This window comes from Micromonospora solifontis, from assembly GCF_003725545.1.
Taxonomy (GTDB): Bacteria; Actinomycetota; Actinomycetes; order Mycobacteriales; family Micromonosporaceae; genus Micromonospora; species Micromonospora solifontis.
Genome location: NZ_RJLN01000006.1, coordinates 1 through 24,743, shown reverse-complemented (window position 1 = coordinate 24,743; position 24,743 = coordinate 1). Strand labels below are relative to the sequence as shown.

Here is a 24,743-nt window from a genome sequence, read left to right as displayed (position 1 = left end):
GTCAGCCGCAACCGGGATTACCGGCGGCCGGTCCCTCAGCCGGCGGCGCGCAGCTTGCGGACCAGCTTGCGCAGGCCGGCCTGCCAGCCGTCCGGGTCCTCGGCCCGGCGCCGGGCGTACGTGGCGACCTCGGGGTGCGGCAGGATGAGGAACCGCTCCTCGGCCAGCCCGGCGATGGTGGCGTCGGCGACCTGGTCGGGGGTGAGCACGGCGCCGGACGCGGCGATCACCCGGGCGCCCAGGTGCCCGGCGGCGAGCCCGTCGGCGAGCATCGGGGTGTCCACGCCCTGCGGGCAGAGCGCGCTGACCCGGACGCCCTGGTCGCGGTAGGTGATGGCGAGCCACTCGGCGAAGCCGACCGCCGCGTGTTTGGTGGCGGTGTACGGGGCGTCGCCCACGGCGGTCAGCACGCCGGCCGCCGAGCAGGTGAAGAGCAGGTAGCCCTGGCCGCGCCGCAGCATCCCGGGCAGCGCCGCCCGGGCGGTGTGCACGTGGGCCAGCACGTTGACCTGCCAGGCCCGCTCCCAGTCGGCGTCGGGGGCGTCCACTCCCCCGCCAGTGGCCACGCCCGCGTTGGCGCAGAACAGGTCGATCCGTCCGTACCGCCGCTCGGTCTCGTCGACCAGCGCGTGCACCTGCGTGGCGTTGGTGACGTCCAGGCCGACGCCGTGCGCGACCGGCCCGATCCGCTCGGCCACCATCCGGGCGGCGTCGGCGTCCAGGTCGGCGAGGACGACCGCGGCGGCGCCCTCGGCGGCGAACCGGCGGCCGAGCGCCGAGCCGATGCCGCCCGCCCCGCCGGTGATCACGGCCACCCGGTCGGTCAGGTTCATCTCAGCGGCCCTCCCCGCCGCCGGGTCCGAGCCGGGGGATCAGCGCGGCCAGCGCCGCCGCGCCGCCGCTGGTCAGCTCCGGGGTGGGCAGCAGCGCCAGCACGGGTACGTCCACCCCGGCGTCGGCGTACCGGCGGACCTGGGCGGCGCACCGCTCGGGCGAGCCGTGCAGCACCAGCGCGTCGACGACCTCGTCCGGCACGGCCGCCGACGCGCCCCGCCGGTCGCCGGCCGCCCACGCCTGCCACATCGGGCCGAGCTGTTCCTGCCGGCCGAGCCAGCGGTGGAAGGCCGCGTACGCGGGCACGGTGAGGTAGCCGGTGATCAGCCGGCGGCCCAACGCCCGGGCGTGCGCGGTGTCCTCGGTGGGACACACGAAGATCCGGGCGGCGACCTCGAAGCCCGGGCGGCGCTGGCCCAGCTCGGCGAGGGCGGTGGGCAGGTCGTCGGCGGAGAGCCAGTTGAGGATCACCCCGTCGGCCTCGGCGGCGGCGAGGCGCAGCATGCCGGGGCGCAGCGCGGCCAGCAGCACCGGCGGGGGCACGGCCGGCGGGCGTTCCAGGGTGAACCGGCGGACGGTGAAGGTGTCGTACACCTCGTCGACGGTTTCCCCGCGCAGCGCGGCGCGCAGGAAACGCAGCGTGTCCCGGGTGCGCTTGAACGGCTCGTCGAAGCGGACGGCGTTCCAGTCGCGCACCAGCACCGGCGAGGAGGCGCCGATGCCGAGCGCGAACCGGCCCGGCGCGGCCTCGGCGAGCGCGGCGGCACTCATCGCGAGCAGTCCCGGCCCCCGGGTGAAGCTCGGGACGATGGCGGTGCCGAGGCGGAGCCGGGGCTGCCAGGCCGCGGCGAGGGCGAGCGGGGTGAACGCGTCGGTGCCGGCCACCTCCGAGGACCAGACGTCGGTGAAACCGGCCCGGTCGAGGGCCGCGTAGACGGCGGCGTGGTCGGCCAGTGCGATGCCGCCCAGCGGCACGGTCATGCCCCATCGGTTCGTCACCGGTCGATCGTGCCCGCTCGCCGTCGCCCGGAGCAAGATCCCGATCAGTCCGGACGGGGGCGATGCAGGCAATGTTTGCCGTCTTGCCGGGAATGAGTGTTACGACTGCCAGGTGGACCGGGCCGAGAGCGGGAGGCAGGCGTGAAGATCAGCGAGCCCGCCGCTCTGCGCTCCCAGGAGCATGGCCCGAACCGGGCGACTTTTCTGGAACTCTTCTTCGACCTGGTGTTCGTCTTCGCGCTGACCCGGATCTCTGCCCGCGCCTTCGAGGACCTGGCCCTGGAGCCCCAGCAGACCGGCTGGACGGCGGTGACCGGCGGCGGCAAGACCCTGCTGCTGCTCTTCGCGCTGTGGGCGGTCTGGCAGGGTACGGCATGGACCACCAGCCGGTACGACCCGCACCACATCTGGCTCCAGACGGTCGTGATCATTGCGCTGGTCAGCAGCATGGTGATGGGGGTGGCGACCCCTCGCGCGTTCACGACAACCGCCCTGGCCTTCGGCACCGCGTACGTGGTGGCCCAGGTGAGCCGGCCGGGGATCCTGCTGCTGGTGCTGCGCCGGCATCAGTACCGGCGGTTGAAGCTGCGCATGCTGATCACCTTCTGCGCGACCGGGGTGCTCTGGATCGCCGGGGCGGTGCTGCCCACCAACCCCGAGGTGGTGCTCTGGAGCATCGCGCTGGCCCTGGAGTACCTCGCCGCCCGGTTCGGCTGGCCGGTCCCAGGGCTGGGCCGGTCGACCGTCTCCCGCTGGGAGATCCACGGGGAACACCTGGCCGAGCGGTACCAGCAGTTCTTCCTGGTCGCCCTCGGCGAGACGATCCTGGTCGCCGGCTTCTCGTACAGCCGGGACCCGTTCAGCGCGACCCGGACCGCCGCGTTCGCCATGGCCCTCGTCACCTCCATCCTGCTCTGGCGGATCTACGTGCAGCGGGCCGGGCAGATCCTGACCGAGGCGGTGACCCGGGCCGCCCACCCGGCCGCCATCGGCCGCTCCGCCGCCGACACCCACCTGGTGATGGTGATCGGCGTGGTCGCCACCGCGATCGGCTACGAACTCGTCAACGAGCACCCGACCGGCCATAACACGATCCCGTGGATCGCCATGGTCCTCGGCGGCCCGCTGATCTTTCTGGCCGGCCGGGCCCGCTTCGAGTACGAGGTCTTCGGCCGGGTGTCGCCGTCCCGCTGGATGGCGATGGGCGCTCTGGTGGCGCTGGGGCCGCCGCTGGTGCACGTGGCTCCGCTGATCTCGGCCGCGGCCGCCGCCCTGGTGCTGTTCGGGGTCGCGATGGCCGACGCCCGCCGGGCCTGGGGCCGCCCGCCGGAGGCGGCCGCTCCGCCGTACTGAGCCCCGTTACACGGGACGACCGCCGACCCGGCCCGACGCTACGATCCGCGGGTGACCTTCTCGATCGTCGCCCGGTCCGCCGACGGCCGCCTGCACGGCGTCGCCGTGGCCAGCAAGTTCCTGGCCGCCGGCGCGCTGGTCCCGGCCGCCGAGGCCGAGGTCGGCGCGGTGGCCACCCAGGCGCACGTCAACCTCGCCTACCGCGGGCAGGGGCTGGCCCTGCTGCGCAGCGGTGTCGCCGCCGCCGACACGGTGGCCGGCCTCGTCGCCGCCGACCCGGGCCGCGACGACCGGCAGGTCGGTGTGGTCGGGGCGACCGGTGACGGGGCCAACTGGACCGGGCCGCGCTGCCACCCCTGGGCCGGCGGCCAGGCCGGCGACGGCTGGGCCGCGCAGGGCAACATCCTCGCCGGCCCGCACGTCATCGACGCGGTCCGGGACGCCTGGCTGGGCGGCGACGGGCTGCCCTTCCCGCAGCGGCTGCTGGCCGCGCTGCACGCCGGCGACCGGGCCGGCGGCGACCGCCGGGGTCGGCAGAGCGCCGGCCTGCTGGTGGTGCAGCGGCGCGGCGGCTACGCCGGCACCGGTGACGAACTGGTCGACCTGCGGGTCGACGACCACCCCGACCCGGTCACCGAGCTGGGCCGGCTGCTCGACATCCACACCATGCTCTTCGGCAAACCCGACCCGGCCACCCTGCGCGACCTCACCGGGCCGCTCGCCGAGGAGGTCGCCGCGCTGCTGGCCACCGCCGGGCACCCGGTCGGCGCGGCCGGCCTGGACGACGCGCTCGCCTCCTGGGCCGGGGTGGAGAACCTGGAGGAGCGGATCGTCCCCGGCCGGATCGACCCGATCGTCCTGGATCACCTGCGCCGCTCGTGACGTAACGGCCGGTTCCGGATCACGGCACGCAGGCCCGCTCGCTGAGGGCCGCGTCCGGGGGATTCCCGTCGTTCCACACCGGGTTCAGGCGCAACAGCAGCGACGGCGGCAGCCACTCCGCGCCGATCCGGTTGAGAATCGAGTAGTCCGCCCTGCTCACGGGCAGCGGCGCCGCACCAGTGAGGAAGTCCGCCAACAGACGCTGAACTTCCGGACGATCCACCAGCAGACCGTGAAAGCCCAGGACGTCGACGACGGCGATCCGGCGTTCGGTGCCCGGTGCGACCGCGAAGGCGTCGGCGGTGGGCAGGAAGGCCACCATACGTACCCCGTCGACGGGGCACAGGGTGCGGCTCCGATACAGCGGCGCGTTGTCCAGGAGGGACCGGAGGAACGGCTCGTCCGGGGTGCCCAGCGCGGTCTCCCGGCCGGCGAGACGGAATAGGAGGCGCAACTGCCACCCCGTGGCCACGCCCCAGCCGGTCCGCTGTCCCGGTGGCGGGTAATACACCCGGCCGGAGCGAACGATCGGGCTGGTCAAGGCGACGGCGTCGACCCAGGGCTGGCGAAGGTGTTCCAGGTAATAGCGGACGATCAGGGATCCCTCGCTCTCCGCGAGCAGCGCGATGGTATGCCCCGTCCGGATCCGCAGGTCGTGAAGCTGGACGGCCAGTAGTTGGGCACTCGTCACCAACGACTGACGGGTGTCGTACGGAACGTAGGGCCGCGGCCGACCACTCTGATCGATCCCCCGATAGGAATAGTGCACCAGACCGTTCGACGCGACCGTCGACGCGCCTTGGTAATAGGAGTTGTAGCCGGCGACGAAGATGACCGGACGATGGGTGCTGTCCAGTATCGGCAGGTCGAGGGTTGCTGGCGGTGCCTCTCCCGCCCGCCGCTCCGCAGCCGCGAAACGGCCGCCAGCGAACGGGATGAGCGCCAGCAGCAGCACGGCTGCTGCTGGCGCGACCGGGATCTTCTCCCAACGGCTGGCGTCGGCACGGCGCGTATCGCTTCGCAGTGCCGCCGTCACCATTCGCTGCCACAGCAGGCCATTGCTCGCACCGGCGAGGCCGGCGACGGGCAGCACCGCCCAGCTGGGCGCAGCCGAGAGCAGCATCCCCCAAGCCGTGGCGAGGAGTACCCCGAGCAGCCCGAGACCAACAACTTCAGCTCGGGGCGCCCGCCACCATCGTCCGACCATCCCACCGGTGGAGAACAGCGGGACAAGTAGCAGAACCGGCAGCACCGCGAGGAACACCAGCCAGGACAGCGACACCTCGGCGGCCAGGACACTCATCGCCGTCCATGGCAGCAAGGCCGCGGCGACGACGGCAGCAAATCGGAGATGTCGTCCGACCAGTCGAGGCAGTGTCGGACGGGAATTTCCTTCAGGCCACGCCAGGGCCGTCAGTGCGGCGCTGAGCAGGCCGCGAGCCACGAGAGCCGCACCCAGTTCGAGGGCGAACCCGGGCCAGGAGCGGTGATACACCAACACCCAGCGGAGGTCGTGATAGGTGCCAATGGGCCAGAGGCTGGTCACCTGGACGGCCAGGGCCGGAGTGGGTCGGAATCCCACGAGATACAGCAACCCCACCTCTGCCATCACCGGCACCGCGGCCACGACGAGCAGCCGCCAGCGACGTCGGCTGATCCACACCGCTCCTCCTCGCCCGCGGCAGCCAGCGGCTTCCGCGGCTGCCCTCCAGGGCGTTGACGCGGCCGGTCCTGTCGAATCTTCTGGCACCTGGGTATGTCCTGCCCGAGACTCTGATTCTGCCCCACCAGGGTTCGGCCCCGAGCAGGATTCGAGACGACAGATGTGGTGCGCGGCTGACTTGGTCGGCCGGATCGCGCCCAACCCGCCAGCCATTGGCCGAGAGCGCCAGTTCAGCCGCCGAAGGAGAGTTCCCCCAAGCCGCCCGAATCGATCAGCGCCCGCTCCCGGTCGGTGATCGCCGCCCGCCCGGTCGCCTTCCGGGACAGCGTCAGGGCATCCCAGCCCAACCCGGCCGGCAAGGGTCGACCGCCGGTCAGCAGCCCTGCCAGGACGTCCGCCGCCGTCGGGGTCAGCCACGGCCGCCGGTCCAGCGCGTCCGCCAGGTCCAGGCCGTGCACCCCGACCTCCACCACCCGGGTACGCAGGAACTCCGTCAGCGTCATCGTGTCGCCGTGCCGGGTGCGGACCAGCCGACCAGGCGGCTGCGCGGCGACCGCCGCGTCGGCGGCCCGCCAGGCCCGCGCGAACCCGCCCGCCACCTCCGGTACGCCGGCCGGCGCGCCCGCCTCCCGTCGGGCGCTGTCGATCCGGTCCCGGTCCACCTCCGGGGTGAACTTGGCCCTCCCGAAGTAGCCGGCGGCGTCCACCTCCGCCCGGTCCGGCGCCGGGGCGGCGAGCATGTCGACCAGCCGTCCGGCCCCGGTGCGGACGTGTGCGAGCAGGTCGCGTACCGCCCAGGGTGGGCAGGGTGTGGGCCGGTCCAGGTCGGCCGCGGTCAGGCCGCCCAGCACCTCCTCCAGCCGCGCGCACTCGTCGCGGAACGCCGCGCGTACCGTGTCCATCGCCGTCCTCCCCGTCCGGTCCGTCCGGTGCCGCCGGACCAGCCTGCCACCACCGTTTCGCCGCCCACCGGTCGGGTACGCGCCGGTGGACGAGGAGAGGAGGGGCCGAACCATGGCCGGCATCATGCTCCGCAGCACCGCGTTCAACGACCACGACATGCTCCCCGGGCGGTTCGCCCAGGAGGGCGGCAACGTCTCGCCGCCGCTGGAGTGGTCCCCGGTCCCCGAGGCCACCGAGCTGGTCCTGATGGTCGAGGACCGGGACGCCGGGAAGACTCCCTTCCTGCACTGGCTGGTGACCGGCATCTCGCCGCGGTCCGGCGGGGTGGCCGAGGGCGCCGTGCCCGACGGCGGCCGGGAGTGGCCCAACGACTTCGGCGCCACCGGGTGGGCCGGGCCGAACCCGCCCCGGCACGAGGACCCGCACCGGTACTTCTTCCGGCTCTACGCGCTCGAGCGACCGCTCGACCTGCCGGACTCGCCTCAGGCCGAGGACGTGCACCGCGCGCTCGCCGACCGCGAGTTCGCCAGCGGCACGATGGTCGGCACGTACTTCCGCAGTTAGTCAGCCCTTGTAGCGGGGCACCAGGCGGTGCACCACCGCGAGGACCAGCGCGGCCACCACGGCGATCGTCCCGGCGATGCCGGCCGCGCTGCCCGCGTACCCGATGAAGAGCGGGCGGCGGGCGAGCTGGTCGGCGGGGGTGCCGGAGCGGGCGGCGAGCCAGGTGAGGGCGATCCCGGACGCGACGAGCGCGAGCAGGCCGGCCAGGCCGAGCACGGTGGCGGCCAGGCGGTGTGCGTCCCCGGGCGAGATGGCCGCCCGTTCGCGCTGGAAGAACAGGAGCACCAAGCCGCCCACGGCGGTCCAGCCACCGACGATCAGGTACGCGGCGACGGCGTCGCTGGGCCGGTGCCAGCCGGCGGAGAGGGTGGCCACCCCGGCGGCGGCCGCGTAGCCGGCGCCCAGGTACGCGCCGAGCACCCGAAGCTTGGCGGGCAGCACCAGGATCAGCGCGACCGCGACGGACGCGGCCACCGCGGTGTGGCCGCTGGGCAGGCTGTTGCCGGCGGCCGCCCGTTCCGGGTCGACGCCGAAGTCGGGGCGGATCAGGTAGTGCTTGAGCAGTTGGGTGCTCAGGTTGGCGCCGGCGATCAGCAGGGTGGCGGTGACGGCGAGCGCCTTGCGGCCCCGGATCAGCGCGATGAAGCCGATCACCGCGGTCGCGACCAGCAGGGACACCACCGACATGGCGTTGAGCAGCCGGTCCACCGGCCCGTCGATGCGGTCCTGCCCGATCCGGTTGCCGGTCAACGCGACCGTGTCGAGCCACTGGCCGAGTCGGGTGTGCACGGCGAACCGCCACACCAGCAGCAACGCGGCTGCCTGAGCCAGGGCCAGTACCACCAACCAGACCGCGGTCCAACCGCGCGCCGTCTCCCGCACCCGCACACGGTAACGGCCGCGCGAGCTGGCCGCTCGTTGGGCCACCGGGGTGCGTCCCCTAGGTTGAGGACGGGGCCGGAAGGGGACGCCGATGATCAGTAGGCCGGAGCGGGAGCGGCCCGCCCGGGACCGGCCGGAGTCGCTGGCGGACCTGCTCGGTGGCCGGCGCGGGGCGGTCGACGCGACGGTGCCGCCGGTGGCGTTCGCGCTCGGTTGGCTGGTCGCCGGTCTGTGGGGCGGGGTGCTCGCCGCGGTGGCGGCCGGGGCGGCGTGGCCGGCTGGCGGCTGCGCCGTGGGGACCGGCCGCGCTCGGTGCTGATCGGGCTGCTCGCGGTCTGCGTGGCCGCGCTGATCGCGCTGCGGACCGGTCGGGCCACCGACTTCTTCCTGCTGCAGTTGGCCTCGAACGCGGCGAGCGGGCTGGCCTGGGCGGCCAGCGTCGTGATCCGCTGGCCGCTGCTGGGCGTGGTGGTCGGCGCGGCGCTGGGGCAGCGCGGGCGCTGGCGTCGCGATCCGGCGCTGCTGCGCGCGTACGGCCGGGGCAGCTGGGTGTGGGCGGCCACGTACCTGCTGCGGCTGGCGGTGTTCGTGCCGCTCTGGCTCGGGGGCCAGGTGCTCGCGCTGGTGGTGGCCCGGGTGGTGTTGGCCTGGCCGCTGGTCGCGGCCACGCTGGCGGTGAGTTGGCTGGTGATCCGGCGCTCGCTGCCGCCGGGTCATCCCGGGTTGCGGCATCCGGTGGCGCCGTCCGATTCGGACGGCCGCCCCGGAACGTGAAAAGAGAGGCCGCCACGGGGGGAGCGGCCTCTCTTGGTGATGTACGTTACTCCGTTCCCGCCCGTCGTGTGATCCCGGGGGGCAGATTTTCGCGGGTGTTTTCGCGGCAAGTTCGACTTTGGGCGCGAGGGTGGGCCGGTCCGTCCGCTGCGTCGGCCGGACGGCCGGCCCACCCGGCCTGACCGTGGGAATCAGGCCGTCCGCCGGCCGGGCGCTCCGTTCCCCCTGTGCCCGGCCGGCGGCCGCCACGGGCGGGAGTCACTCGCCCGTGGCGGAGTCGTCACCTCATCCCTGGGGGAAGTAGGTGCCGTAGTCGGCGTACGCCATGGCGACGTCCGCCTGCGCCCAGAACCGGTGGTAGTTGAAGACCGGCTCGGCGCCGCCGTTGAGGTACGCCTGCACCTTCGGCCAGTCCGGGTCGTTCTTGTAGAACGAGCGGATGTCCAGGAAGCTCTTGCCGGCGGCGATGGCGTCGCCGTTGGGCATCTTCCCGGTCCAGCCGGACGGGACGTAGAGGCCCTGGCCGTCGGCGGCGTTGTAGACGTCGTCGAAGCGCTTGTAGTCGGCCCGCTTCTCCGGCGTGGAGACGCCCTTGGCGTCGGCGGCGGCCGACAGCGCGTCCAGCAGGCCCTTGGCGGTGGTCTTAGCCGCGGAGTTGCCGGACTTGGCCGCGTAGGCGATCAGGGTCCGGGCGTAGGCGGCGGCGATGCCGACGTCCTGGCCCTTCGCCGTCACCGTCACGTGCAGGTTGGTGTTGGGCTGCGGGTTGGTCGGGTTCCAGGTGGTGGGCTGGCCGGTCCATTGCAGGTCGGACGGGATGGACCAGTTGGTGCCCACGGTGGTGTTGGCGATGGCCCACGGCACCCACTTGTCGAGCAGCGCCTTGGCCTTCGCGTTGCCGGTCTGCAGGTAGAGCTCGGCGATGCGCTGCATCGACCAGGCCTGCATGCCGAACCACTGGTTGGACGGCGGGTCCCGGTAGACCGGGGCGGCGTCGTAGAACATGCCGTAGAAGGTGGCGGTGCCGGCCGGCGGCTGGGCGTAGCTGCCATCCCAGCTGTTGGTGGCGCCGCCGGCGATTCCGCCCTCGCTGGACTGCAGCCAGGTGTAGAACTCCAACTGCCGGTCGAGGCTCTTCTGCCAGTCGGAGACCGCGGTCGGCGACTGCGGCTTGAGCTCGGGCACGTTGGTCAGCGCCCAGGCAGTGAAGGGGTTCTGGTAGCCGAAGTGGTTGTGGCTGGAGCCGATCCGCCATGACCAGTTCTGCGAGGTGTCGTACGCGCCACCCCAGGCGTAGTACCAGGAGAGCAGGTAGTGCGCCGAGTCGCGGCCGCTGCCGGCCGGGCAGGTGGAGGCGCCGACGCAGTTGCCGATCTTCTTGAAGTACTTGTCGAACATCGCGTACCGCAGGTAGTCACCCATCTTGGCGGCCTTGGCCACGGTGGCCGCGACGTCGCCCGCCTTGCCCTGCGCCTTGGCCCAGGTCAGCGCCCAGTAAGCGGCCTGCACTGCGCGGGCGTCGGCGTCCGGGGCGTCGGTGTACTTCCACTGCTTGGCCGGGGCGCTGGACTCCTTGACGAACAGGTCGAGGTAGCCGTACTGGCCGCCGTGCTTGAACGTGTCGCAGGACGGCTGCGGCACGGTCTCCCACACCGACTCCTGCGGGCCCCGCTGGAAGGTGTTGATGTACGCGGGCCGGGTGGTGCCGTCGCCGCAGCGGCCGTAGCCGTAGGTGTTGTCGACGTCGAGCAGCCAGTGCATCCCGTAGATGTCACCGGTGCCGTAGGTGGACTGCAGCTCCGAGCGGAGCGGGTCCTGGCCGACCGGGACGTTGGGCTCCAGCGCCGACGGGTACTGGCTGGGCAGGTTGTGCTCGGCGGCGTACTGCGGGGTGCCTGGGGCGCCGGCGGTCGCCTGGTCGGCGTGCGACGGGATGATGTACTTCTCCATCACCGTCCAAGCGTTGTTGAACGGGCTCCAGTTCTGGGTGACCCGGCCGTACTGGGCCTCCAGCCAGAGCCAGAAGCTGAACGCCTCCGAGGTGGTCTCGTGGCCGTAGTCGGGGGCCTCGACGATGAGCGTCTCGACCGAGTGGTACGGCACGCCCTCGGGGCTGAAGTACCCCGAGTTCTTGATCTTGCCGTACTGGTCGAGGAACTTCTTGATGTACGCGTTGTCGCCGCCGGGAGCGTCGTTGTCGATCTCGGTGACGGTCACCGTCAGCGGCGCGTACCCGGTCGCCGAGGCGGTGATGGTGGCGGTGCCGCCGACGGTGTCGGCGTCCTCGGCGGCCGAGACGGTGGCGGTGACCCCGGTGCTCCAGTTGCTCGGTGTGAGGGTCAGCGTGCTCGGCGACACGGTGATGTCGCTGTCCCCGGTGACGGCGAGGGTCACCTGGACGTTGCCGGTCGGGGCAGCGCTGAGGGTGTACTTCACCGTCGAGGTGCCGCCCTCGTTGACGCTCACCGCCGACGGGGTGGCCACCAACTGCGGGCCGGTCGCCGGGTTCACCGTGAAGGACTTCTCGGCGATCGCGGTGGCGTTGGCGTTGTCGTACGCCTTGGCCTGCACGGTGTAGCTGCCGGCCGGCAGCCCGAGCAGGTCGTATTGGTACGGGGCGGTGGTATCGGTGTTGACCAACAGGCCATTGCGGTAGAACTCGACCTTGGCGATGCTGCCGTCCGGGTCGCTCGCGGTGGCGGTCAGCGGCACGTCGGCCGGCGCCTGGAACGGTCCGGCGGGGACCGCGAGGGACACCGTCGGCGGCTGGTTCGCGGGCGCGCCGTTGCAGGCGACCCCGTTGAGGGTGAACGCCGTCGGCTTCGGGTTGGCGCCGCTGTACACGCCCTGGAAACCGATGTCGGTGCTGGCGCCGGTGGCGAGGCTGCCGTTCCACGACTCGTTGGTCGCGGTCACCTCGGTGCCGGACTGGCTCCACTTGGCCGACCAGCCGTTGGTGACCCGCTGGGTGCTGTTGCCGAAGTTCCACTTGAGCGTCCAGCCGTTGATGGCGTCGCCCAGGTTCTTGATGGTGACGTTGGCGGTGAAGCCGCCGCCCCAGTCGTTCGGCGCGTACGTCACGTCGCAGGCCGGGGCGGCCTGCGCGGCGCCGGCCGGCAGGGCCACCCCGCCGATGGCGAGGGCGGTGGCGGCGAACATCGCCGTGCGGCGACGTCTGGCCATGAGTCTCATGTGCGCGGTGTCTCCTCGGACCGGGCCGGGACCGCTGGCCCCGGCGGGGCGCCTCCCACGCGTCGACGGGACGTACGCGGGGGGACGGAGGCGCCCGGAAAGGTGGTCGACCCGGCCGTGCCGGGGATCGGGGCGCCGCACCGGGAGTACCGGGTGCCCTCGGCGGCCCACGACTCGCGCGAGCTGGCTCCGCGTCGCGATGAGTTGAGAGTCTGCCATGGAAGCGCTCCCACCACAACGGGCAGGGAGGACAGGCAGGTCGATGTTTCGATCTCGTGTAGGGGCTTTGACAAACGGGTGACGGGCGTTACAGTCACAAGCATCGCCGATGGGAGCGCTTCCATCGACGGAGATGCAAGTACAAGATCGTCGGGTGCACCCGTGGTGCCCGATGCCCCAGCCCCGGAGGCTGACGACGGGCCAGCCCGGACGCCGCCGTCAGCCGTCACCCACCGACATGGAGGGAGGTGGAACCAGAGCCACTCGCGTGGCCCGGCTCCCGCGCGACACGCACGGCAGGACGCCAATTCCACACGTGCGTGTGTGCATCACAGGTGGGGACGGGGGTTGCCCTCCCCCGTCCCCACACTAATCCCCCGTTGTCGACGGGAAAAGAGGCCGACGGGACAGGCGCGACGCGCCTCCCGGCCGGCCTTCTTCGCTATGCGTCCCACCCCTCGCCGCTCGCCCCGCCCCCGAGCGACACCCGCCCGCCATTCTCCGGCCGCCCGGCCAGGCCGGGCCCCACCCGCACCACGGGCCCGCCCAGGGCAACGCGGCCGGCCGCGTCCGGCCTATGCTGGGAGCGCTCCCGGCCGTCGGGCGGCCAGTCACTTCGAGGAGAACATCCATGTCGCTACTCACCCGACGGCGCCTGCTCCGTCGTGCCGCCGCGTCCGCGACCGCCGCGGGCGTGGCCCGCGCCGGGCTCGCCGGCGCCGTCGCGGCGGGGATCGCCGCCAGTTCCACCGGCCTCGCCGGCTGCGACGACGCGCCCGACACCGCCCCCGGCGGCGCCCCGGACGGGCCGCTGCGGTTCCCGCCGGACTTCGGCTGGGGCGCGGCCACCTCGGCGTACCAGATCGAGGGGGCGGCCAAGGAGGACGGGCGGGGCGAATCCGTTTGGGACACCTTCAGCCACACCCCGGGCCGCACCCGCAACGGCGACACCGGCGACGTCGCCGCGGACCACTACCACCGCTACGCCGAGGACCTGGACCTGATGCGCGACCTGGGCCTGCGCAGCTACCGGTTCTCCATCTCCTGGCCCCGGGTGCAGGCCGACGGCTCCGGCAAGCCCAACCAGCGTGGCCTCGACTTCTACCGCCGGCTGGTCGACGGGCTGCACGAGCGCGGCATCGCGCCGATGGCCACCCTGTTCCACTGGGACCTCCCCCAGGCGCTGCAGGACACCGGCGGCTGGGAGAACCGGGACACCGCCGAACGCTTCGCTGAGTACGCCGACGTGATGTTCCGCGCCCTCGGCGACCGGGTGCCGGTGTGGCTGACCATCAACGAGCCGAAGACCGTGGTGCAGAACGGCTACATCTGGGGACACCACGCCCCCGGCCAGCAGGACCCGGGGGCGGCGTACCTGGTCGCCCACCACCTGCAGCTCGCCCACGGCCTCGCCGTGCGGGCGCTGCGCGCCAGCGGCGCGGGCGGCCGGATCGGCCCCGCGCTGAACCTGCACCCCTGCTACCCGGCCGACGACACCGCCGAGGCCGCCACCGCCACCCGCCTGTACGACGGCTACGAGAACCGCCTCTACCTCGACTCGATCCTCAAGGGCGCGTACCCGGAGGACGTGCTGGCCGACCTGGGCCCGGACAGCCGCATGGTGCGGGCCGTCCGCGACGGCGACCTGGCCGTCATCTCCAGCCCGGTCGACCTGCTCGCGGTCCAGTACTACACGCCCATCTACGTCACCGGTCAGGGCGACACGGTCCGCAAGTGGCCCACCTCGGAGGCCGACTGGCAGCAGATCTACCCCGAGGGCATGTACGACATCCTGACCCGGGTCACCCGCGACTACGGCCGGATCCCGCTCACCGTCACCGAGAACGGGCTGCCCTGCCCGGACCGGCTCGCCGCGGACGGCACCGTCGACGACGCCGGCCGGATCGAGTTCCTCCGCGACCACTTCACCGCCGCGCACCGGGCCATCCGGGACGGGGTGCCGCTGGAGAGCTACCACGTGTGGTCGCTGCTGGACAACTTCGAGTGGGCCGAGGGCTACGAACAGCGGTGGGGCCTGGTCTACGTGGACTACCCGACCCAGCGCCGGGTGCTCAAGCGCAGCGCGCACTGGTACCGCACGGTGATCCGCGACAACGGCCTGTGAGCCCGGTGGCCCGGTCGGCGGCCGCACCGCCGGCCGGGTCACCCGGGTTCAGCGGGGCAGCGCCTGCTGCAGTTCCGCCCGCAGCGCCGGGGTGAGCATCTCACCGGCCTGCTTCGCCAGCCGGGCCATCTCGTAGCCGACCACGCCGATGTCGGCCTCCGCCGCCGCCAGGGTGGCCAGGATCGAGCCGTCCCGGATCTGCATGACCAGGAAATAGCCCCGACCCATCTCGACCACGGTCTGCTTGACGACGTCCCCGTCGAACATCTGGGCCGCGCCCGCGGTGATGCTCATCAGGCCCGAGGTCACCGCCGCCAGCTTGTCCGCGTGGTCCCGGGGCAGGTGGGCGGAGATCGCCACCAGCAGGCCGTCGGAGGAGACCACCACGGCATGCGCCACCCCGGGGACCCGCTCCGCGAACGCGTTCACCAGCCAGCTGAGATCGCGGGCCTCCTGGCTCAACGTCGTCACTGTTGTCGTCCCCCTTCGCTGCGCGGCAAATAGATCTCTCGGGTCTCCTCGGCCTCCGCCCGGCGCACCCCGCCGTAGAAGCGGGAGAGCATGCCGCCGACCGCGTCCGGATCCGGTTCCGGGCGGGCCTGCGGCGTGGTCCGGCGCGCGGTGTCGGTCACCGCGGCGAGCTGGGCCATCGGCACGCGTACCGGCAGGCCCCGCTCGTTGACCCCTGCCGTGACCGGCGTCGCGGCCGGCGGCGGCGTCACACCGAGCACCGACGACGACGGCCCCTGCCGGGAGAACCAGCCGCCGCCGGCCGGCGCCGCCGGGGCCAGCACGTTCTCGGCCCGCACCGGCGGCCGGTTCTGCCGGGGCACGGCCGGCGGCGCCCCGGCGGGCGCTGCCGGCCCGACCGGCACCCCGGAGACCGGCCCGACCGGCACCCCGGAGACCGGCCCGACCGGCACCCCGGAGACCGGCCCGGCGGGAACACCGGCAACCGGGCCGGCGGGCGCGAAGGGTGGCGGTCCGGCGGGCGAATACGCTGCGGGTCCGGCGGGCGCATACGGCGCGGGTCCGGCGGGGCCGTACGGCCCGGGTTCGGCGGGGGCGGGCGCGGGCGGTGCCGGCGGGTGGCCGGTCGCCGCCGGGTACTGCCATGCGGCCGGCAGCTCGGCCGGCACGCCGGACGGCATCCGCTGCCCGTCCGACGACGCGCCCGGACGGCGCCCGGCCACCGGCAGCTCGCTGGTCGGCCCGGCGAACGGCCCCACCGGCGGTATCGCCGCCCGGGACGCCGCGGCCACCTGGCTGGTCAGCATCCGTGGCATGGCCGGCTGGCCCAGCTCGGCGGGGGCGGCCGCCAGCAGGTCGGCGGGGAGCCGGACGACCGCGACCAGTCCGTCCGCCCCGTCCCGCAGCCGTACCTGCACTCCGTGCCGCGCACCGAGGTGGCTGACCACGAACAGCCCCATCCGCTCGGAGGCCGCCACGTCGGCCGCCGGCGGCTCCGCCAGCACCGCGTTCGCCTCCGCCAGCGCGGCCGGGCTCATCCCGAGCCCCTGGTCGATGATCTCCACCACCGCGCCGGTGCCCTCGGCCCGCGCGACGACCTGCACGACGGTGTCCGGGCGGGAGAACGCGGTGGCGTTCTCCAGCAGCTCGGCGAAGAGGTGCACCAGGTCGCCGACGGCGTGCCCGACCAGGTGCAGCTCCGCCCGGGACTCGTGGCGCACCCGCTGGTACTGCTCGATCTCGGCGCTCGCGGCGAGCAGCACCGCGTTCAGGCCCACCGGCCGGTTCCAGCGCCGGCTGGACTCGGTGCCGGCGAGCACCAGCAGGCTCTCGTCGTTGCGGCGCATGCGGGCGGCGAGGTGGTCGAGCTTGAACAGGTTCTCCAGCTGGTCCGGGTCGTCCTCCTCGCGTTCCAGCTCGTCGAGGAGTTCCAGCTGCCGCTCGACCAGCACCTGGCTGCGGCGGGCCAGGTTGACGAACATGGCGTTGACGTTGCGCCGCATCAGCGCCTGGTCGACCGCGACGTCGACGGCGCTGCGGTGCACCGCCACGAACGCCTCGGCCAGCTCACCCAGCTCGTCCTGGGAGGTGATGACCGCCGGAGCCACGTCGATCGCGCCGACCGGGCGGTTCACCGCGCGCAGCCGGTCGAGGGTGAGCGGCAGCTCGACCTGGGCGATCCGCAGCGCCTGACCGCGCAGCAGGCGCATCGACCGGGCCAGGGAACGGCCGACCAGCAGCGAGATCAGCACCGCGATCAGGAGCACCGCCACGATGCCACCGACCACCAGCAGGGTGTCGCGCAGCTGCCGGGCGCTGGCGTCGTCGGCCCGGCGTACGGCGTCGTCGAGCACCTCGCTCTCCAGCTGGCGCAGCAGCTCCTGCCGCTGCTCGCTGGCCGCCCACCACTGCGGGGCGGGCAGCAGCGCCGGCTCGGCGGCGCCGTTGGGGAGGGTCTTCTCCTCCAGCTTGGTGGCCGACACGAACGCCGGATCCAGCGATGTCTGGTCGTAGCGGCGGATCTGCGCGTTGGTCGCCGCGACCCGGAACGCGCCCAGCGCGGTGAGCTGCTGGGCCCGCAGGTCGGTCAGGGTCACCTGGTCGTCGACGTCGTACCGGCCGGCCCGGGCGGCCGCGTACAGCTCGGCGCGGATCCGGGACGACAACTCCTTGACCCGGGACAGCTGCACGTACCGCAGCACGGCGTCGGTGAGCGCCCGCTGGTCGTCCCCGGGTGAGGGCTCGGCCAGCAGGTCGAGCAGGGCCGCGATGGACCGGTGGTAGTTGCTCAGGATGGTGTCGCTGCTGAGCACCGCCGGCGGGATCGCGGCGCGGATGTAGACGACCTGGTCGTACGCCTCCAGGGCCTCGGCGTAGGCGACCCGCCAGGCCGCGCTGGCGCCGGCCAGGGGCTCGGCGGCGTCGCGCAGCTCGGACATCGCCCGGTCGGACGCGGCCTGCAGCGGCTGGAGCGCGGCGAGCGCCTCGTCCCGTTCGGCGCCGCCGCCCCGGCGCAGCGCGGCCAGCTCACCCGCGGCGCGGTCCCGCTCCTGCTGGAGCCGGTCCACCGCGGTGGTGATCTGCCGGCCGATGCCCACCTGCCGGGCGAAGTCGCTCAACGCGGTGGTCTGCCCCACCAGCCCCCGGGTCTGCACGCCGGCCAGCACCAGGAAGGCCAACGACGGGATGACCAGCACGGTGGCGAGCTTGGTGCGGATCCGCCAGTCCCGCAACCGGAACACCGAACGCCGCCGGGCCACCGCCCGCCGGTTCTCGGCCGGACTCCGGGGCGACCGCGTGGCCGCGCGGCCGGCCGGGTCGGGACCTGCGCCCACACTTGCCTCCTCGCTCTCCCTCGACTCCGCCACGGCGGGGGGAGCGGGGTCCATCCAACCAGGCCGTCGGGCGGTGTCAACGGATCGTACGGACCCGCGACCAGGAACGTCAGCGCGGTGGGTCGACGACTACGGTGTTCGGCGGACCGGGTTCGTCCGTCCGGCCGATGCCGCCAAGGTGCGCCGCCTCGGCGATGCGCCCCGTCGCCACGAGCGCGGCGCCGGTCGCGCCGACCTCCGGGTTGCGCTGGTAACGCACCGCCCGGGGGGCCAGCGCCTCGGCGAACGCGCCGCGCCACCAGGCGGAGGCGGCCATCGCGCCGCCGCCGAGCACCACCTCCGTCGGGGCGTCCACGCCGGACTCCAGCACGGTGAGGTCGTCGGCGACCAGCCGGCACAGGCCGGTCATCAGCCCGGCCAGCAGGTCCACGGCGGTGGCGCCGAAGCTGAGCCCGCGCAGCTCGCCTGAGCCGGCGGGCGACACCCCGGGCGGCCGGTCCCCGCCGAACCGCGGATTGGCCCGCACCCGCAGGTTCGCGGCGGCCCGGGCGAGCGCGGCCTCCAGCTCGGCCCCCTCGGGCAGCCGCAGCGTCCGGGTGGCCCAGGCGTACAGGTTGCCGCCGCTGGAGTACGCCGCCCCGGTCACCACGTGCTCGTGGTCCACCCGGTAGCGCCAGACCCCCTCCGGCAGGGGCGGCGGCTCCGCCCCGGCGGGCAACGCCTGGACCAGCCGTACCGCGGCGGAGGTGCCCACGGTCACCGCCGCCCGGGTCGGATCCACGCAGCCGGAGCCGATGTTGGAGGCCGCCCCGTCGCCGACCGGCGCGGTCCACCGGGCGCCGGCCAGCTGCGGCCAGCGGCGGACGTGCTCGGGACGCAGCCGGCCGTGCCACCCGTGCGGCGCCAGCGCCGGCAGGTCCTCCGGCCGTACGTCAGCCAGCTCGCACGCCTCCACGTCCCACTCCAGCCGGCGCAGGTCCAGCAGCCCGGTGCCGGAGGCCATCGACACGGACATCGGCGCCTCGTCGAGCAGCTCGCCCAGCACGTACTCGACCAGCCCGACGAACCGGCCGACCGGCGCGCCGACCCGCTCCCGCAGCCAGGGCAGCCGCACCGACCAGTAGCAGCGGTGCCACCAGGCGCCGGTACGCCGGTGGAACGCGTCCGGGTCGACCGGGCCCCGGGCGCCGGGCAACGGCTCCGGCCGGGTGTCCAACCAGGTCAGCACCGGCCCCAGCGGCGCGCCGTCGGCGCCCAGCGGCAGCACCGAGTGCCACTGCGCGGAGGCCGCCACCAGCTCGACGTCGCGCAGGTGCCCGCCGGCGGCCAGCTCGTCCAGGCACTCGGCCAGGCAGGCCAGGTAGGTCGACCCGTCCAGGGTGCCGGTGCCGTCCTCGCCGGTGGTCAGGTGCACCTTGCGGCGGGCCAGCGCGCCGGGCCGCGGGGTGGCGTCGGCGTCCAGCACCAGCCCGCGTACCGACGAGGTGCCGAGGTCGAGCGCGAGGATGTTCATCGCCGGTCAACCTACCCGCCGGGGACGGCCCCGAAGCCAAGATCCGGGCGGGCGGGCGCGGCGACCGGGTTCCGCGGGGCCGCGCGCTCGCGTACAGTGATCGTCATGCTCGCGCACGTGTCCTGCTGGTGGCCCGCCGACCCGGCGGCCCACCCCCGCGCGTAGCTTCCCGACGCGGCCGCCCGACGAGGCGGCCGCCGGTCTCTTCCCGGCACACCGGGCCGCCCCGCCGGCGGCCACCGGCCCACCGAGGAGACCCGAGATGAACCGCCCGACCGACCCGCTGGCCGCCGTCGCCGCCGGCCTCGACCCCGGCCCGTTCGCGCTCGTCCGCCGCGCCGGCGGCGACCACCTGGCGCTGTTCACCGGCACGGTACGCACCGTCGACCGGCTCGCCGACCTCCCGCTGCCCGAGGGCGGCGCCGGGCCGCGCACCCTGGCCCTGGTCCCCTACCGGCAGATCGCCGAACGCGGGTTCGCCTGCGTGGACGACGGCACCCCGCTGGAGTACCTGGCGATCGCCGAACACCGGCGGATCCCCCTCGACGAGGTGGTGGCCGCGCTGCCCGACGTCCCGGTGCGGACCAGGGACGCGACCTTCGACATCTCCGACGCCGAGTACGCGGACACGGTCGGCCGGGTGCTCCGCGAGGAGATCGGCCACGGGGCCGGGGCCAACTTCGTCATCCACCGCACCCTGCGCGCCACCGTGCAGGGGCCGCCCCTGGTGGCGGCCCTGGCCGCGCTGCGCCGGCTGCTGCTGCGCGAACGCGGCGCGTACTGGACGTTCGTCGTGCACACCGGCCGCCGCATCCTGGTCGGGGCCAGTCCGGAGCGGCACGTCAGCGTCGACGACGGCCTGGTCATGATGAACCCGATCAGCGGCACCTTCCGGCACACCGGCGCGGCGGCCGACCGGGACGCGCTGCTGCGCTTCCTCCACGACCCGAAGGAGGTCGAGGAGCTGTACATGGTGCTCGACGAGGAGCTGAAGATGATGGCCACCGTCGCCGAGCACGGCGGCCAGGTGGTCGGCCCGTACCTGAAGGAGATGGCGCACCTGGCGCACACCGAGTACCTGCTCGCCGGGCGGGGCACCCGGGACGTGCGCGAGGTGCTGCGCGAGACCATGTTCGCCCCGACCGTCACCGGCAGCCCGATGGAGAACGCCTGCCGGGTCATCGCCCGGCACGAGCGCACCGGCCGGCGCTACTACGCCGGGGTGCTCGCCCTGCTCGGCCGGGACGACGAGGGCCGGCAGACCCTCGACGCGCCGATCCTGATCCGGACCGCCGAGCTGTCCCCCGCCGGCGAGCTGCGGGTGCCGGTCGGGGCGACCCTGGTCCGGCACTCCACCGCCGAGGGCGAGGTGGCCGAGACGCACGCCAAGGCGGCCGGCGTGCTGGCCGCGTTCGGCCTCGGCCCGGAGGCCCCGCGCCCGGGCGCCGAGGCCGCGCCGCGGCTGGCCGACGACCCGGAGGTACGCGCCGCGCTCGCCGCCCGCAACGCCCCGCTGGCCCGGTTCTGGCTGGACCAGCGCACCCCGGGCGCGACCGCGCTGCCCGGCCTGGCCGGACGCCGGGCCCTGATCGTCGACGGGGAGGACACCTTCACCGGGATGCTCGCGCATCAGCTGCGCGCGCTCGGCCTGGCCGTGGACCGCCGCGACTGGCACGCCGCCGGCCCGGTCGACGGGTACGACCTGGTGGTCGTCGGTCCCGGCCCGGGTGACCCGAACGACCTCGCCGAGCCGAAGATGGCGGCACTCCGCGCGCTGCTGGCGCGGCTGCTGGCGGCGGGTCGCCCCACCCTGGCGGTCTGCCTGGGTCACCAGTTGCTGGCCGGGCTGCTGGGGCTGCCGCTGCACCGGCGGGACGCGCCGTACCAGGGGGTGCCGCGGGACATCCGGCTGTTCGGCGAGACCCGCCGGGTCGGCTTCTACTCCAGCTTCACCGCCCGGGCGGCGGCGGACCGGATGGCCACCCCGTACGGCCCGGTGCAGCTGTCCCGGGATCCGGCGGACGGGGCGGTGCACGCGCTGCGCGGGGCCGGTTTCGCGGGTGTGCAGTTCCACCCGGAATCGGTGCTCAGCCGGGACGGGATGGTGGTGCTCGCCGACCTGCTCGGGCACCTGCTCGACCGGCCCGCGCTGACCGGGCATGGATCGGCCGCACGAGGGTAGGGCCAGAGATGGCCGGTGGTCCGGGCGGGATCGAGAGCCCCCGCCCGACCACCGGTCGCCAGGTCTCAGCCGGCGAGGCCCCGCTTCAGGGCGGCGCCGATCTGCACCGCCCGCTTCGCGGTCAGCGCGGTCGCGGCCAGGGCCACGTGGTCCGGCGGGATCTCCCCGTTGTTGCTGGTGTGCGACGCGCCGTACGGGTTGCCGGCGACGAACTGGCTGGGGTCGGTGTAGCCGGGGGTCACCACGATCCCGCCCCAGTGGTAGAAGACCGTGTACAACGACAGCAACGTCGCCTCCTGCCCACCGTGCGCGGTGGCGGTGGAGGTGAAGCCGCTGTAGACCTTGTTGGCCAGCGCGCCCCGGGACCAGAGCGGGCCGGTGGTGTCGATGAACTGCTTGAGCTGGGCGGCGATCATGCCGTACCGGGTGGGCGCGCCCATCAGCACCACGTCGGCCCAGGCCAGGTCGTCCGGCTCGGCCTCCATCACGTCCTGGGTCTCCAGGCGGTGGGCCTGCCAGCCGGAGTTGGAGCGGATCGCCTCGTCGGGCGCCAGCTCACGCACCTTGCGCAGGCGTACCTCGGCGCCCGCCTCTCCGGCGGCCTCGCACGCCGACTGCGCCATCTGGTAGGTGGTGCCGGTCGCGCTGTAGTAGATCACCGCGACCTTGATCTGGCCGTCCATCAGACGATTCCTCCTCGGTTCCGGATCAGCTCGGGCGACTACCCGTTAGTTGCGGCGTCAAACGCCGGCGGGCCGCCCCGCGGCCGGCCTCAAGATTTGCGCAAGTTCCGTCCTCAACCGGCGCCCGCAATCCCGGCACCGGGGATCCTGTTCCCACCGGTGCCGGCACAGGCAGCCGCCCCGCACCGGGCACCTGAACGGGGGATCGCGCTCCGCCGGCGGCGTGGCTGGCGTAGCGCGATCAGGGGATCTGCTCCTGCTCCTCCTATTCGTCCGGCTTCCCGGGCATGCGTCCGCCCTCCACGGGGATCCCGTCGGTGACCCGCGAGAGGAGGGACGAACCATGCGCCTCACCGAACAGCAGGTCCGTTCGCTGTACGGGCAGGACGTCCAGGACCGCTCGGGCGCGACGATCGGCAGGGTGGGCCAGGTCTGGGCCGACGCCGCCGGCGAGCCCACCTGGGTCAGCGTGCGGACCGGCTCCGGGACGCACGACGAGTCGATGGCGCCGCTGCACGCCGCCCGGCTGCAGCCGGGCCGGGTGCGGCTGCCGTACGACCGGGCCACCGTGCGCGGCGCCCCGGCCGTGGAAAGCGACACCGAGCAGCCCCTCGGCGTCGACCAGCTCACCCTGCTCTACCGGCACTACCAGTTGCCTGGGCAGGGCGCGGTCCGACAGCCGGAGCAGCCGCCCCGGGGATCGACCGGCGCGCCCGAGACGGTCCGCGTCGAGGAACGGGCCCGGTTCGGCACCGTCCGCGAGCCGGTCGGTACGGCCCGGCTGCGCACGCGCGTGGTGACCGAGAACGTGGACGGCACGGTGCCGGTGGCGCACGACGAGGTGACCGTCGTGCACGAGCCGGTCACGAACGCCGGCGATGTCCCCGCCGACCTCGGCGAGGAGCAGCGCGACCTGGTCCTGCACGCCGAGCGTCCGGTGGCGGTCAAGGAGCGGGTCCCGGTCGAACGGGTCCGGCTGGCCCGGCACGAGGTCGTCGAGGAGCGGCCGGTCCACGCGCAGGTCCGCCGCGAGGTCGTCGACCCGGACGTACCGGACGTCGCACGCCGCGACCGGTGACGATCCGCGGGCGGGTGGCGGCTCCGCCACCCGCCCGGTCACCTCCCGGCCGCGGAATGTCGGGCTGGCCGCCTATGCTGGCCGTCCACGATCGACGGGAGGTGGCCGTGCCGGTACGGCTCACCGGCGCCGAGGCGCTGGCGCTGCGCATGACCAGCCTGCTGCTGCGCCCGCATCCGGTGGCCCGCCCCGAGGGCGTGGCCGACGTGGTGGAGTGGTTCGGCGCCATGCAGGCCCAGGACGTGGCGAGCGGCGAATGGTCGCTCGGCGTACGCCTGCCCGGCCGCCGCCGGACGGACGTGCGCGCGGCCCTGGAGCGACGCGAGGCGCTGCGCACCTGGCCGATGCGGGGCACCGTCCACCTGGTGCCCGCCCGCGACGCGCACTGGATGCTGGCGGTGACCGGGGTGCGTACCCTCGCCGGCGCCGCCACCCGCCGGGCCCAGCTCGGCCTCAGCGAGAGCGACGCGGACCGCGCCGTCGACGTGCTCGGCGACGCGCTGGCCGGCGGCGGCCGGCTGACCCGGGCCGAGTGCCTGGCCGCGCTCAACGCCGCCGGCCTCGACACCGGCGGCCAGCGGGGCTACCACCTGCTGTGGTACGCGAGCCAGCGCGGCGTCACCTGCATCGCCCCACAGGTCGGCAAGGAGCAGACGTTCGCCCTGCTCGACGAGTGGGTGCCCGACCCGCGCCGGCCCGACCGGGAGGAGGCCCTCGGGCTGCTCGCACTGCGCTACGTGCGCAGCCACGGCCCGGTCACCGCGCACGACCTGGCCCGCTGGACCGGGCTGACCGTCACCGACGCCCGGCGCGGCATCGCGGTGGCCGGTGACGCCCTCGCCCCGGTCGAGGTGGACGGCGCGGCGGCGCTGGTCGACGCCGCGCTGCTCGACGCGCCCCGCGAGCCGGTCGACGATGTGCACACGCTGCCCGGCTTCGACGAATACCTGCTCGGCTTCAAGGACCGGACGCTCATGCTCGACCCGGCGCACGCCGCCGCCGTGGTCCCCGGCAACAACGGCGTCTTCCAGTCGACGGTGGTACGCGGCGGCCGGGTGGTGGGCATCTGGAAGCGGACGCTGGGCAGGGAGCGGGTCGCGGTCCGGGTCCGCCCACTGGTCCCGCTCGACCCGGCGACCGACGCCCGGGTCGGGTCGGCGCTCCAGGCGTACGCGCGGTTCCTCGACCTGGCGCTGGACCGGGTCGACGACTGACGGTCAGCGCGCGACCGGCGTGCCGGCGGTGAGGAACACCCGGCACGGTCGACGCCCTCGGCGTCGTCGCTGAGCGCGACCGTGCAGAGATCCGCGAGGTCGCCGGCCACGTGTCCGGCGGTCAGCACGAGACGCGTGCGATCGCGTACCCCGAGCCGAGCCGCCGGCCCGTCACCTTCACCGTCCGTCGTATGTGCGGCTCGATGACCAGCGCCGCCTCCCCCACTCCTCGTTCCGGCCGGTCGCCTCAGGACAGGTGACCGGCGCAGGTGCCGCCCGCCGTGTCGCTGTTCGTGCCGTCGGGGCACGTGGTCGCCCGCCAGACGACCCCGTGCAGGGACGCCCCGGTCAGGTCCGCCCCGCTGAGGTCCGCGTGGT

Annotated in this window: 18 protein-coding genes and 1 pseudogene; 8 read left to right on the top strand and 11 right to left on the bottom strand. The window is 74.1% G+C overall.

What is annotated here, in order from left to right:
* Positions 1-35 precede the first annotated feature (35 nt).
* On the bottom strand, positions 36-833 hold the full coding sequence (locus tag EFE23_RS03535; RefSeq protein ID WP_123239428.1) for an SDR family oxidoreductase: 798 nt from the start codon (positions 831-833) through the stop codon (positions 36-38).
* Position 834: 1 nt separating this feature from the next.
* Positions 835-1,815: an LLM class F420-dependent oxidoreductase gene (locus EFE23_RS03530; protein WP_123239427.1), complete on the bottom strand. Its 981-nt coding sequence runs from the start codon at positions 1,813-1,815 to the stop codon at positions 835-837.
* Between the two features lie 159 nt (positions 1,816-1,974).
* Here EFE23_RS03530 and EFE23_RS03525 point away from each other — a divergent pair, with 159 nt between their 5' ends.
* Together EFE23_RS03525 and EFE23_RS03520 are read left to right on the top strand one after the other, a co-directional pair.
* Positions 1,975-3,186 carry a low temperature requirement protein A gene (locus EFE23_RS03525; protein ID WP_123239426.1) on the top strand — a complete coding sequence of 404 codons (1,212 nt, stop codon included), beginning with the start codon at positions 1,975-1,977 and terminating at the stop codon, positions 3,184-3,186.
* Between the two features lie 51 nt (positions 3,187-3,237).
* On the top strand, positions 3,238-4,068 hold the full coding sequence (locus tag EFE23_RS03520) for a DUF1028 domain-containing protein (protein WP_123239425.1): 831 nt from the start codon (positions 3,238-3,240) through the stop codon (positions 4,066-4,068).
* Between the two features lie 19 nt (positions 4,069-4,087).
* On the opposite strand, the gene EFE23_RS03515 is transcribed toward EFE23_RS03520, so the two are convergent.
* Positions 4,088-5,731: a lipase family protein gene (locus tag EFE23_RS03515; RefSeq protein WP_123239424.1), complete on the bottom strand. Its 1,644-nt coding sequence runs from the start codon at positions 5,729-5,731 to the stop codon at positions 4,088-4,090.
* A gap of 230 nt (positions 5,732-5,961) precedes the next feature.
* Entirely contained in the window at positions 5,962-6,633 is a 672-nt protein-coding gene (locus EFE23_RS03510) for a maleylpyruvate isomerase N-terminal domain-containing protein (RefSeq protein WP_123239423.1), read from the bottom strand.
* Between the two features lie 112 nt (positions 6,634-6,745).
* Here EFE23_RS03510 and EFE23_RS03505 point away from each other — a divergent pair, with 112 nt between their 5' ends.
* A complete protein-coding gene (locus EFE23_RS03505; protein WP_123239422.1) occupies positions 6,746-7,198 on the top strand; it encodes a YbhB/YbcL family Raf kinase inhibitor-like protein in 453 nt (150 codons plus the stop codon).
* On the opposite strand, the gene EFE23_RS03500 is transcribed toward EFE23_RS03505, so the two are convergent.
* The gene (locus tag EFE23_RS03500) at positions 7,199-8,086 is read right to left on the bottom strand and encodes a phosphatase PAP2 family protein (protein WP_199736900.1); all 888 of its coding nucleotides are present in this window, start codon (positions 8,084-8,086) and stop codon (positions 7,199-7,201) included.
* Between the two features lie 85 nt (positions 8,087-8,171).
* On the opposite strand from EFE23_RS03500, the pseudogene EFE23_RS03495 reads away from it, so the two are divergent.
* Positions 8,172-8,854: pseudogene (locus tag EFE23_RS03495) on the top strand (DUF3159 domain-containing protein).
* A gap of 285 nt (positions 8,855-9,139) precedes the next feature.
* Here the strand turns inward: EFE23_RS03495 and EFE23_RS03490 are convergent.
* A complete protein-coding gene (locus tag EFE23_RS03490) occupies positions 9,140-12,037 on the bottom strand; it encodes a glycoside hydrolase family 48 protein (RefSeq protein ID WP_199736910.1) in 2,898 nt (965 codons plus the stop codon).
* Positions 12,038-12,896: 859 nt separating this feature from the next.
* Here EFE23_RS03490 and EFE23_RS03485 point away from each other — a divergent pair.
* The gene (locus EFE23_RS03485; RefSeq protein ID WP_123239420.1) at positions 12,897-14,390 is read left to right on the top strand and encodes a GH1 family beta-glucosidase; all 1,494 of its coding nucleotides are present in this window, start codon (positions 12,897-12,899) and stop codon (positions 14,388-14,390) included.
* Positions 14,391-14,438: 48 nt separating this feature from the next.
* Here EFE23_RS03485 and EFE23_RS03480 read toward each other — a convergent pair whose 3' ends face one another.
* The 3 genes from EFE23_RS03480 to EFE23_RS03470 all read right to left on the bottom strand — a co-directional run bounded on the left by EFE23_RS03480 (position 14,439) and on the right by EFE23_RS03470 (position 19,208).
* Complete coding sequence (locus EFE23_RS03480) at positions 14,439-14,861, bottom strand: roadblock/LC7 domain-containing protein (protein WP_123239419.1); 423 nt, start codon at positions 14,859-14,861, stop codon at positions 14,439-14,441.
* The gene (locus EFE23_RS03475; RefSeq protein ID WP_233600844.1) at positions 14,858-17,695 is read right to left on the bottom strand and encodes a sensor histidine kinase; all 2,838 of its coding nucleotides are present in this window, start codon (positions 17,693-17,695) and stop codon (positions 14,858-14,860) included. Before EFE23_RS03475 ends, EFE23_RS03480 begins: the two co-directional genes overlap by 4 nt.
* A gap of 109 nt (positions 17,696-17,804) precedes the next feature.
* Positions 17,805-19,208 (bottom strand): FGGY family carbohydrate kinase, encoded by a 1,404-nt coding sequence (locus tag EFE23_RS03470; protein ID WP_123239418.1) that lies wholly within the window; start codon positions 19,206-19,208, stop codon positions 17,805-17,807.
* 262 nt (positions 19,209-19,470) lie between these two features.
* On the opposite strand from EFE23_RS03470, the gene EFE23_RS03465 reads away from it, so the two are divergent.
* On the top strand, positions 19,471-21,390 hold the full coding sequence (locus tag EFE23_RS03465; protein ID WP_123239417.1) for a chorismate-binding protein: 1,920 nt from the start codon (positions 19,471-19,473) through the stop codon (positions 21,388-21,390).
* A 65-nt stretch (positions 21,391-21,455) separates the two neighbouring features.
* Here EFE23_RS03465 and wrbA read toward each other — a convergent pair whose 3' ends face one another.
* A complete protein-coding gene (gene wrbA, locus EFE23_RS03460; RefSeq protein WP_123239416.1) occupies positions 21,456-22,073 on the bottom strand; it encodes an NAD(P)H:quinone oxidoreductase in 618 nt (205 codons plus the stop codon).
* A 343-nt stretch (positions 22,074-22,416) separates the two neighbouring features.
* Here wrbA and EFE23_RS03455 point away from each other — a divergent pair, with 343 nt between their 5' ends.
* Together EFE23_RS03455 and EFE23_RS03450 are read left to right on the top strand one after the other, a co-directional pair.
* The gene (locus EFE23_RS03455) at positions 22,417-23,151 is read left to right on the top strand and encodes a YsnF/AvaK domain-containing protein (protein WP_123239415.1); all 735 of its coding nucleotides are present in this window, start codon (positions 22,417-22,419) and stop codon (positions 23,149-23,151) included.
* Positions 23,152-23,258: 107 nt separating this feature from the next.
* Complete coding sequence (locus EFE23_RS03450) at positions 23,259-24,365, top strand: winged helix DNA-binding domain-containing protein (protein WP_233600843.1); 1,107 nt, start codon at positions 23,259-23,261, stop codon at positions 24,363-24,365.
* A gap of 247 nt (positions 24,366-24,612) precedes the next feature.
* On the opposite strand, the gene EFE23_RS29510 is transcribed toward EFE23_RS03450, so the two are convergent.
* The coding region (locus EFE23_RS29510; RefSeq protein WP_369410317.1) for a pentapeptide repeat-containing protein at positions 24,613-24,743 on the bottom strand (131 nt) is incomplete at its 5' end.

Coding starts and splice junctions, on each gene's coding strand:
- EFE23_RS03470 (WP_123239418.1), bottom strand. CDS start 19,208: ATGAACATCCTCGCGCTCGACCTCGGCACCTCGTCGGTACGCGGGCTG.
- EFE23_RS03490 (WP_199736910.1), bottom strand. CDS start 12,037: ATGGCCAGACGTCGCCGCACGGCGATGTTCGCCGCCACCGCCCTCGCC.
- EFE23_RS03455 (WP_123239415.1), top strand. CDS start 22,417: ATGCGCCTCACCGAACAGCAGGTCCGTTCGCTGTACGGGCAGGACGTC.
- EFE23_RS03505 (WP_123239422.1), top strand. CDS start 6,746: ATGGCCGGCATCATGCTCCGCAGCACCGCGTTCAACGACCACGACATG.
- EFE23_RS03485 (WP_123239420.1), top strand. CDS start 12,897: ATGTCGCTACTCACCCGACGGCGCCTGCTCCGTCGTGCCGCCGCGTCC.
- EFE23_RS03535 (WP_123239428.1), bottom strand. CDS start 833: ATGAACCTGACCGACCGGGTGGCCGTGATCACCGGCGGGGCGGGCGGC.
- EFE23_RS03530 (WP_123239427.1), bottom strand. CDS start 1,815: ATGACCGTGCCGCTGGGCGGCATCGCACTGGCCGACCACGCCGCCGTC.
- EFE23_RS03510 (WP_123239423.1), bottom strand. CDS start 6,633: ATGGACACGGTACGCGCGGCGTTCCGCGACGAGTGCGCGCGGCTGGAG.
- wrbA (WP_123239416.1), bottom strand. CDS start 22,073: ATGGACGGCCAGATCAAGGTCGCGGTGATCTACTACAGCGCGACCGGC.
- EFE23_RS03465 (WP_123239417.1), top strand. CDS start 19,471: ATGAACCGCCCGACCGACCCGCTGGCCGCCGTCGCCGCCGGCCTCGAC.